7 protein-coding genes are annotated in these 9,663 nt (G+C 40.4%); all 7 read left to right on the top strand.

Going from position 1 to position 9,663, the window contains the following annotated elements; all coding sequences use genetic code 11:
• The coding region (locus D0T56_RS15215) for a hypothetical protein (RefSeq protein ID WP_163321020.1) at positions 1-1,204 on the top strand (1,204 nt) is incomplete at its 5' end.
• A 5-nt stretch (positions 1,205-1,209) separates the two neighbouring features.
• Complete coding sequence (locus tag D0T56_RS15210; protein ID WP_163321019.1) at positions 1,210-1,659, top strand: hypothetical protein; 450 nt, start codon at positions 1,210-1,212, stop codon at positions 1,657-1,659.
• A 128-nt stretch (positions 1,660-1,787) separates the two neighbouring features.
• Positions 1,788-2,102, top strand: coding sequence for a hypothetical protein (locus D0T56_RS15205; RefSeq protein ID WP_163321018.1), 315 nt, complete (start codon positions 1,788-1,790; stop codon positions 2,100-2,102).
• A gap of 116 nt (positions 2,103-2,218) precedes the next feature.
• A complete protein-coding gene (locus D0T56_RS15200) occupies positions 2,219-2,470 on the top strand; it encodes a hypothetical protein (RefSeq protein ID WP_163321017.1) in 252 nt (83 codons plus the stop codon).
• Positions 2,471-2,636: 166 nt separating this feature from the next.
• Positions 2,637-3,062 (top strand): hypothetical protein, encoded by a 426-nt coding sequence (locus D0T56_RS15195; protein ID WP_163321016.1) that lies wholly within the window; start codon positions 2,637-2,639, stop codon positions 3,060-3,062.
• A 135-nt stretch (positions 3,063-3,197) separates the two neighbouring features.
• Positions 3,198-5,246, top strand: coding sequence for a fibronectin type III domain-containing protein (locus tag D0T56_RS15190; RefSeq protein WP_163321015.1), 2,049 nt, complete (start codon positions 3,198-3,200; stop codon positions 5,244-5,246).
• A gap of 4 nt (positions 5,247-5,250) precedes the next feature.
• Positions 5,251-9,591, top strand: coding sequence for a T9SS type A sorting domain-containing protein (locus tag D0T56_RS15185; protein ID WP_163321014.1), 4,341 nt, complete (start codon positions 5,251-5,253; stop codon positions 9,589-9,591).
• The last annotated feature ends 72 nt before the right edge of the window (positions 9,592-9,663 follow it).

Here is a 9,663-nt window from a genome sequence, read left to right as displayed (position 1 = left end):
ACTAAACGACCCGGCTTGGTTCACAAATCCGTTTGACGGGGATGAGAGTGGGATGTGGAGTACTGATGGGCATTATTATACAGTTCAATTAGCAGCTCTAATGATGGGTTTTCCTCAAGCTCAAGCGTACAAATTAGGAGCAGCCTCTGAAAAACCAGATAGCTATGTTCTATCTCCAAGTGAAATGCAAGAGCGAACAACATGGGTGGATGGAGGATTACAACAACGCTATCATGCATTAACTGGAGGATATCACGGTGTTGAATTAGCAATTACAGTTTATGCGATATTAAAAACTCACTCAGAGCAAGATCTATCTGATTATCTTTTGCATAGATTTGGAGATAGCTATGCACATTTTGACATTGAAAATGATAGAAAAGGACTAACTACTTATCTAACTATAAATCAATATGTAAATTCATTGGATAATTTCATTAATAGTTACTTGGATGAAAATTTTGAATTCTTAAAAGCTACGAATTTAGGAGATCAAGTTTTATCAGTATTACCATTTACCAAAGTGAAAACTGCTAAATCAAGGGCAGAAATTAAAAAAGAATTTATTGATTTTATGCTTTCAGCTAATCATCATTCTATATTCTATACAATTAACAGTTGGCAAACTCTTCAAGATAAGATATTAAAATCATTTCCATTCCATGCAAGCCAAAATCCTTATCAAATGTATGGTGAAACACAATTGGCAAATTGCTTTACATTTGGTCATGCTTCCGATGGTCATGATCCTGATGATATACGAAAAAGAAAAGATTTATATCTCATATATTTGGATGATTTGATTGAATTATTGAGTTTAAAGTACAATAAAAATGTAAGTTCCCAACAAAAAGCAAGGATAATTGGTAAATTTAAGAGGATACTAGAATATTCGTCTCAAACGCCAACAGATCGTTTGGATGCCATTTTATCTTTGGAAATAGAGTTGTTAAAAAATCCGAGTGCTAATAAAGTCGATTTTTTTATCCCGATAAAATATCTTGCTCCAAACACAAGTAATATTAATAAGCAAATTGTAGAGAATGTAATCGGCTTTAATCCAAGTGAAGATGTAAAAGAACAAATAGATAATTTGATTAAGTATTTCTATGCAAGCCCTGATTTAAGTAAAGAATATGTTATGGGTGACGTCTTTCCAACTTCAGACGGCAAAGCTGTGAAATTTACAATCTTTAAAAAATAATAAATATGCGAATTGTTTTGATATTATTTGATGTAATAATTGCAATTGTAATGATAGCAATATTTTATATAGAAGGTTTGTATATTCCACGTTCATACTCTCTTCCCTCAGGAGATGGAGGAATGATTGGATTATATTGGGTATTTGTTTTTATCTGTATGATTATTCTTCATGCAACCATACAAATTATATTAACCCTGCTGCATTCTTTTATTAAAAAAATTCTTTTTGTGAAAGAGTGCCTTTTCATTTGTAGTTCTATTGTAAGTATAATAATATTTTATTTTTCATGGAATCCATTATCTAAAGATGTTCATTCTTTGAGTTTAAATAGTGATATCCTTTTGTCTGCGATCATTGTAGTTTTTGTACATACAACATTGGCAATTCTATATTATAAATGTTGTAAAACAATATTTCAATATTTTGGTGGTAATGTTCCATATGTCACCTAAAGGAATAAAAGAAAGCGATCTTTGAAAAATTATATTCAATTGTATATCAGATAGAGCTATGGAAATTATGAGGTTAATTCCTGCTGTTGCACTAAGTAGATTAGCAGATGATATGAAAAAATAGACATATGAGAAAGATTAAATGGATTAATTTAATTGTGTTTGTCTGCTGCATATTAGTTATGTTAGCATATACAAATTATGATATATACGATGAATTTGTTCAACACCCATTGGATAATGGATCAGGCACAACGGGATCTCGCCTATTTTATTTTATTCAATATTCCATTGATAAATATATAGGAAAAGTCGGTGTCTTTATTTTTTTTACAATTTTGGCTTTATATTTCTTATATGATTTCTTAAATGAAAATATTTCTAGTATTAAAAATCGCTGTCGAGATTGGAAGGAAAAGAGAGAGAGGAATAAAAAGAAATGAACGTTCTTTGAAAAATTATATTTAATTGTACATCAGATAGGGGGCTATGGAAATTATGAGGTTAATTCCTGCTGTTGCATTAAATAGGTTAGTAGACGATATAAAAAAGTAAACATATGAGAAAGATTAAATGGATTAATTTAATTGTTGCATTAGGATGTGTTTATATTATAGTTGCAATAATATTTTGGGATACACCAGAAACCTATGAAAGATTTGCCCAACGACCCTCCGGTCAAGGCTCAGGAACAACTGGATCTAGATTGTTTTATTTTTTAATTTATAAAATAGATCAATGGATTGGGAAAACAGGGGTTATAGTTTTCTTTTCTCTTTCTTTTCTCTTTCTTTTCTCTTTCTTTTTATAAAGAAAATATGGCGGCAATTCTTAATCGCTATCGAGATTGGAAGGAAAAAAGAGAAAAGAAAAAGGGCCTATAACAACCTCAGAAAACGACTGCTGCTATCAACATAAATATGGCGTATTCCGAAAAGCCAAAATAGAGTAGGAAAATTTAACCAAACTTATTTTTTATGAAAAAATTATTGAAACTTTTATTTTTATTTACGTTTACACTAGCATTAACTACTTCGTGTTCCGACGATGACGATGATGACAATGGAAAAGTTGATAATCTGGCAAAAATTGAAAATTTTACAGTGACTATCGTTTCCGAATATTCAAGCAATACTTATCAATACTCTTGGAAAGGTGTAAAAGGTGCATATTCTTATCAAGTCTTATACAGAGTAAAAGGCTCTTCAGATGACTGGCAAGAGACAAATGTTTATATCCCAAGTTCGAATATGCCTGGTCAGATAATGACTCATACCATGATGGGCGGTTATTCGAGAGGAGTGGTTTATGAAATGCAAATAGTTGCATGCAGAGATACAGCAGGCAAAATTATAGCCGAGTCGGATATAATAGAATCTGAGGCCTTACCTTTACCTCAATAATTAGGAGCGAAGCAACAGAATACAGTTGAAAGAGCTAGTAGTGTCAAAAGCTAGAAATAAATAAATTCTTTTATATAAGCTTTTGGCTCTACCTCAAAAAACGATGCCCTTTTTATGTTTTAATAAAATGACTACATGCACAAACGACTACACATACTAGCACTACTACTAGTGATTTTTGGCGGCAGTATCAGCGCACAGCAAGATACAGTCAGGATATACCTACGCCCAAACGTAACTAAAACAAGCATACAACTGCGCTGGACAGCAGGCTCACCCGACGCATGGTATTACACAAATAAGAATGGTGTAACAATAGAGCGCTACACCCTGATGCGAGGTGAAGCAATATTAGACAACCCCGAAAAAGTTGTCCTGACCTCCACGCCGTTGAAACCACCCGTATTGAACGACTGGCAACACATCGCACAGACGGATATGTATGCCGCCATCATCGCACAAGCATTGTACGGAGACGATTTTGAAGTTTCAGGTGGTCGTAAAGGAATCGGCGAGATCATTGCCCTTTCGCAAGAACAAGAGCAACGCTATGCCATGTCGATGTATGCCGCCGATTTGTCTTATCAGGCAGCTCTGTTTGCCGGATGGGGCTATGAAGACAAAACTGCCGTGCAAGGAGAAAGGTACCTGTATCGTGTAATCCCTGTCAACAAGGACAATAAAAAACATACGGAAATGGCTTCCTGTTATATCGGTTTGGACGATTATCAAGAACTCCCCCAACCATTGGAGCTCGATGCCCTGTTTGGTAATGGATCGGCACTCATAACATGGAACTATCAGATATTACTCAACTATTACAACACCTACCACATCGAACGTTCGGAAGACGGAAAAGATTTTAGACGGCTGAATAAAAGCCCATTGACCAATGTGACGGGAGGCGACCGCATCTTTTATACCGACTCCATTCAGAACGATAAAACCTACTACTACCGTGTCATCGGACTGACTCCCTTCGGAGAAGAAAGTCCTGTATCCGATACCATTCAGGGGCAAGGGCAGTCAAAATTGGTTCATATACCACATATCACTCGTGTCACCCCCTACGACGATGGCAGTGTAAATATTGAATGGGAATTCAACGAAGAAGGAAATGGCGAAATCAAACATTTTCGCTTGGAAAGAGGCGATACGGATAAAGGACCTTACGAAACAATAGAGGATAATATTTCTTCTGATAAACGGAACACAGTTTATCAAGAACCCTTGCCCGCCAATTACTTGAGAATAGCCGCCATACCTAAAAGAGAGGCGGAAGAACCTACCTATTCCTTTCCCCGCCTGTTGCAAATGGCAGACAGTATTCCACCGTCAACACCAACAGGATTGATGGGTGAAATAGATTCTCTGGGCATTGTTCGCCTGACATGGGATGCAAATGCGGAAGCTGATTTGCTAGGATATCGCATTTTCAAGGGACAAACAGCAGGCGAAGAACTTATCCCGTTGAACGACATCGCTGTGCGGACAAATGAATTTGCCGACACAGTCAGCCTCTATAATCTGAATGCCAAGGCATATTATGCTGTTACGGCATTGGATCAGCGATACAACCAGTCGGAACAAAGCAAGACGATCACTTTACTTAAACCATTGAAAGTAAAACCAGCTCCTCCTTACATCTCAGGTTGCGAGGCAACTGATAAAGGTATTATACTGGAATGGATTCCGGGAAATGATGAAACCATCACCTCCTATTCCGTCTGGCGAAGAGAGGGGGAAAACGAAGAAGAAAGAATGATTGCAACCATAGAGAATGCCTCAATTGTAAATTATACGGACAGCACCGTGCTGAGCAATACTAACTACATATACCGGATACGTAGTATCAATAGCGGTAAGATGGAGTCAGAGCCGTCACCATCGGCTTACGCAAAATCAATGGTAGGAGAATCGACCTCTCTGATCAAGAAATTCTCAGCCAAAAGAGGAAACAAAGGAGTAACCCTGAAATGGGAACTATCCTCAAGGGAGATACAATCCATCAGTATCTACCGCAAAGAAGCGGGTGCTTCATCCATCCTGTTGAAAGAAATTACCGATATCTGGACAGACGAGATATTGGACGATAAAGCAAAACGAAACACAACTTACGAATATACGCTTGTCATTAAAGACATTCAGGGCAAGCAGACACACGCACAAACTAAAGTGAATTAATATTATGAGAAGGTTATTTTCTTTATTATGTCTACATATATTTACCTCAACTTTTTTATGGGGACAAGTCGGAGAATATGAAGTAAAATTTCTGTTTACTGAAATCAAAGTGCATGCGGATATTTCAGGAAATTGCAACAGTCATATAACGACAAAATTACGATTCCAAAGTGGGGAAGAAGTATCTTTTTTCAGACAAGGTACGGATCATACTGACATGGCATTATTGCCTAGTTCACACACCTATACATTCTCCGCTAATAAAACTCTAAGAGATATGTGGGTGTATACATCTGGGGTGAAGCACCATGGAGGAATATTTGGTAAGGGATGTACGGAAGATCATAAACGGCAATATTATGTATCGTTACCTTATGGATATACAGAAGGGGCGACAGGAAAAAATGATCCGGCTAATCCTTTTGGTACCCACTATGGCTATGAAGGATATCAGAGTCTTTTACCGAAACTTAAAATAAACAATCCGAATATAAACAATTTTCTTCCAACGGAAGATAAAGTCCTTATCTCCTCACATACCGGATTCAAACCCTCTGAATACAATTGGCAATATGCGACGAGAAGAGATTCTACTTGGTATAAACCAATGTTTGGAACTGGTCATTGGCGATATTTTTATAATTGGGTAGACCTCCCCCAATACAACGGACAATCTTCCATTAATATTACAGCAAAAGATATCTTAGGAACTGATGCAGATAACCATATCGGAAAAAATATATTTTTCAGACAAGTTGCTTATAATAACAAGGCAACTTCTTCTGTCGTATCTTACAACATCATGTTGTCATCACCGGGAATTACCTCCGTTAGCTATCAGCTACCCGATTGCCACAACGGGGACGATGCCAAGCTCTTCATTCATTTCGACAGGGAATTGTATGACCGGGAAAACCTATATATCAGTACTAATGAGAATAGCTTCAAGTATAAACTTTTGGCACAACCCGGTTCTAAAATAATGGAGATACCGGGATTGCTAGCCGACACATTCAACATTTCACTGTTGGGAACGTACCGCTTTGGAACAAATGTGAATGACACCGTCAACACCTATACCGACGGAGTCCGTCACAAATACTCGATCCGTATACCCAACCGTCCGGCTATATCGCTGGATGATATCAGTCAAGACCCGGTACACTGCTATGGCGGACGGGACGGAAAGATACACGTCCGAGCCGGTGGCGGAACAGGCGAATTTGACGCATTACTCTACAAAGGCGGCGTATATCAGGATTCCATCCGCTTCATCGCAAGCAACACAGGCGAATTTAAAGAACTGGACAAAGGCACATATCAAGTCTTCATACAAGACACTAATGGCTGTACGATGGATGCGTCCATGAATCCGGTTGTGGGGAATATAACCGTGCTCGAACCAACAGAGAAAGTAACCATAACAGGTTCGTCATCGCAAGAACCCAAAGGCTTCGGCTTGTCCGATGGTAAGGCTCAGATTACATTTACCGGAGGAACCTCCGGCAGCTACACGGTTGTATGGAAAGACAGCCTGAATAAGGTTATCCCCAACACCATCACCCCCGATGGAGTTAGCTTTATCAGTAAAGTCGAAAACATCCCTTCGGGAAGATACAATATTATTGTGCAAGATGTCAACTATAATTCGGCTACCCCTCAAACAGAAGAAAACTTCTGCGGGTGTGCCGATACCACAAGCCTCTTTGTGGACGAGCCACCCATGCTGGGCGCAGTTATTGAGCAACATCGCTATGTTACCTGTTACGGAGACAAAGACGGACAGATAGTTGCCCATGCCAAAGGCGGACGCCCAAATCTGACAGGTTTGCCTTACGCTTACCAATGGGAAAAGATAGAGGGTGCCAATATTATACCGATAACCCAGACCGATAGCATAGCAACAGAGTTGTATTCGGGATATTACAGGGTGAAGATAACCGATAGCAATGGCATATCCGCCTATTCCGAAACTTTTCATCTGACACAACCCGAATTGTTAACGGTATCTACCGGTGTATTGCAACACAATACCTGTGGAGGAGATGCCGACGGAATCATCGAAGCCACCCCTTCGGGCGGTGTTCCACCCTACACTTACCTGTGGTCTACGGGAGATACGACAAGGGTGGTTAGCGGATTGCGTCAGGGACGATATACGGTGGAAGTACGTGATTCCCGTTTCAGCGGCAGCATATTCGATCCTTATTGTTTTGCACAAGCATCCGATTCTGTTACCTCACCCGATTACGTTTCAATTACAGTAGCCATTGAGGACGCTCATTGCTATGGAGGCCGTGACGGGAAAATCAAGGTAAATGCAACAGGAGGTAATGACATCTATGATGCCTTGTTATTTCAAAATGGTGTTCAACTGGATTCTATACGCTTTGCTATTACCGATACAGCCATATTCGAGGAGCTGTCAGCCGGGGCCTACAATGTACGGGTTGATGATGTGTACGGTTGTGCAGGACCCGATACACTGGTAACAGTGTCCGAACCTGTGAATGAAGTCAGCATATCAGGCTACAAATGGGAAGAGCCTAAAGGCTTCGGATTGTCTGACGGATGGGCAGAGATAACCTTCAACGGAGGAACTGCAACGTCATATACCGTAATCTGGAAAGACTCGCTTGATAATATAATTCCCAATACTATAACTCAGGATGGAGGCATATTTACAAGCAAGGTGCAGAACATTCCGTCAAGCACTTATTTTGTTACCGTGCAGGATGCCAATTACCCGTTGGCAAATCCACGTACGGAAGAAAACCTGTGCGGGTGTACCGATACTATCAGCTTCTTTGTTGAGGAACCGCCCAAATTGGAGGTTTACGTAGAAGAGCACCGCTATGTTACCTGTCATGGCGATAAGGACGGTCAGATAGTTGCCCATGCCACAGGCGGGCGTCCGCATGAAAATCAGAGTTTGCCATACACCTACCAATGGGAAAAAGTGGAAGGTCAGGCAACTGTACCTGAGACTCAAACCGACAGCCTGATAACGGAGCTGTACTCAGGTTATTACAGGGTAAAAATAACCGACCGTAACAACATATTCACTTATTCGGATGATTACTATCTGGTGCAACCCGATCCGTTGGTGGTTACCACCAAAGTATTGCAGAATACCCAGTGTAGCGGCGACAGCATCGGCATCATTGAAGCGACAGCATCGGGTGGAACGCCGCCTTACACCTATATCTGGTCTACGAACGATAGCACAAGGACCGTTTACGGCTTGCCTCAGGGTTATTATGTTGTAGGTGTCCGTGATGCCAGATACCAGGAAAACATGATGGGACATTATTGTTTTGCACAAGCCAACGATTCCATCATGTCGCCCAACAGCATCCGGCTAAACGCTTCGGTTAAGCATCCCGTTTGTAACGGTTATGCCAACGGGGAAATCAGGCTGAACGTTACCGGAGGCGTGCAACCATATTCTTATCTGTGGGAAGACGGCTCGACGCTGGCACTGCGAAGCAATTTGCCCGAAGGCGAATACCGTGTACGGGTGACCGACACCAACGGATGTTTTATGCAGGAAACATATACACTTACGCAACCCGACCCGGTTGTTGTGGAACTGGAAGACGACTTTGTCTTGTGTAAAGGCCAATCAAAAACCATTAGCGGAAATGCGAACTTTGAAAATGTTTCTTACAAATGGACAAATGCTACCGGAAACGTAGTCTCGGAAACAGAGTCTCTCAATATAAACAAGGCAGGGACATATACGCTGACGGCAACAACGCCCGAAGGTTGTTACGGGTCGGATGATATCACCGTTGAAGAATCGGACGATGTAGTTACTCCCGATTTTGTCATCGCTTCACGGGTTGCCAACAATACGCAAGTATATGCAGTGAACCTGACCCTGACACCATCCGACAGTATAAAATGGATTATTCCGGAAGACGTTTCTATTTTGGAAGAAAGCCAAGACAGGGTTGCCCTGTCGTTCCCCGAAAACGGAGAATACATTATCGGCATGGCTGTCTACAAGAACATGTGCAGCGATATGCTTTACAAGACCGTTTCGGTTGTTGACCCGGAAGATGTAGGAGAAGATGGTTCTCAAGAACCATTCCTGAAACGCTTCATCGTATCGCCCAACCCCAACAACGGCGAATTCAGGGTGATAGTCGAATTGCGTGAACAAGCCGATTATCAGCTTTACCTGTTCGATATGTCGGGAAAACTTGTCGAGAGAAAAGAGATTAAGGGCGGTATAAACGAGGCCACCTTATTCAGCAGGACAGGTGTTGCTTCGGGCACGTACTTCCTGAGGTTTGTTTCGTCTCAGGCAACATCAGTATTTAATATCCTTATTGAGTAATAAAGTAAAAAGTAGTAAGTTCTAAGTTTTTTGTACTGGAGTTTATTCTTCATTCTCAATTCAGTAATGTGT

It is taken from the genome of Dysgonomonas sp. 520 (genome assembly GCF_010501095.1).
Taxonomy (GTDB): Bacteria; Bacteroidota; Bacteroidia; order Bacteroidales; family Dysgonomonadaceae; genus QVMP01.
Note: the sequence above shows the minus strand (reverse complement) of the source record. Positions and strands in the feature narration are given on the sequence as shown.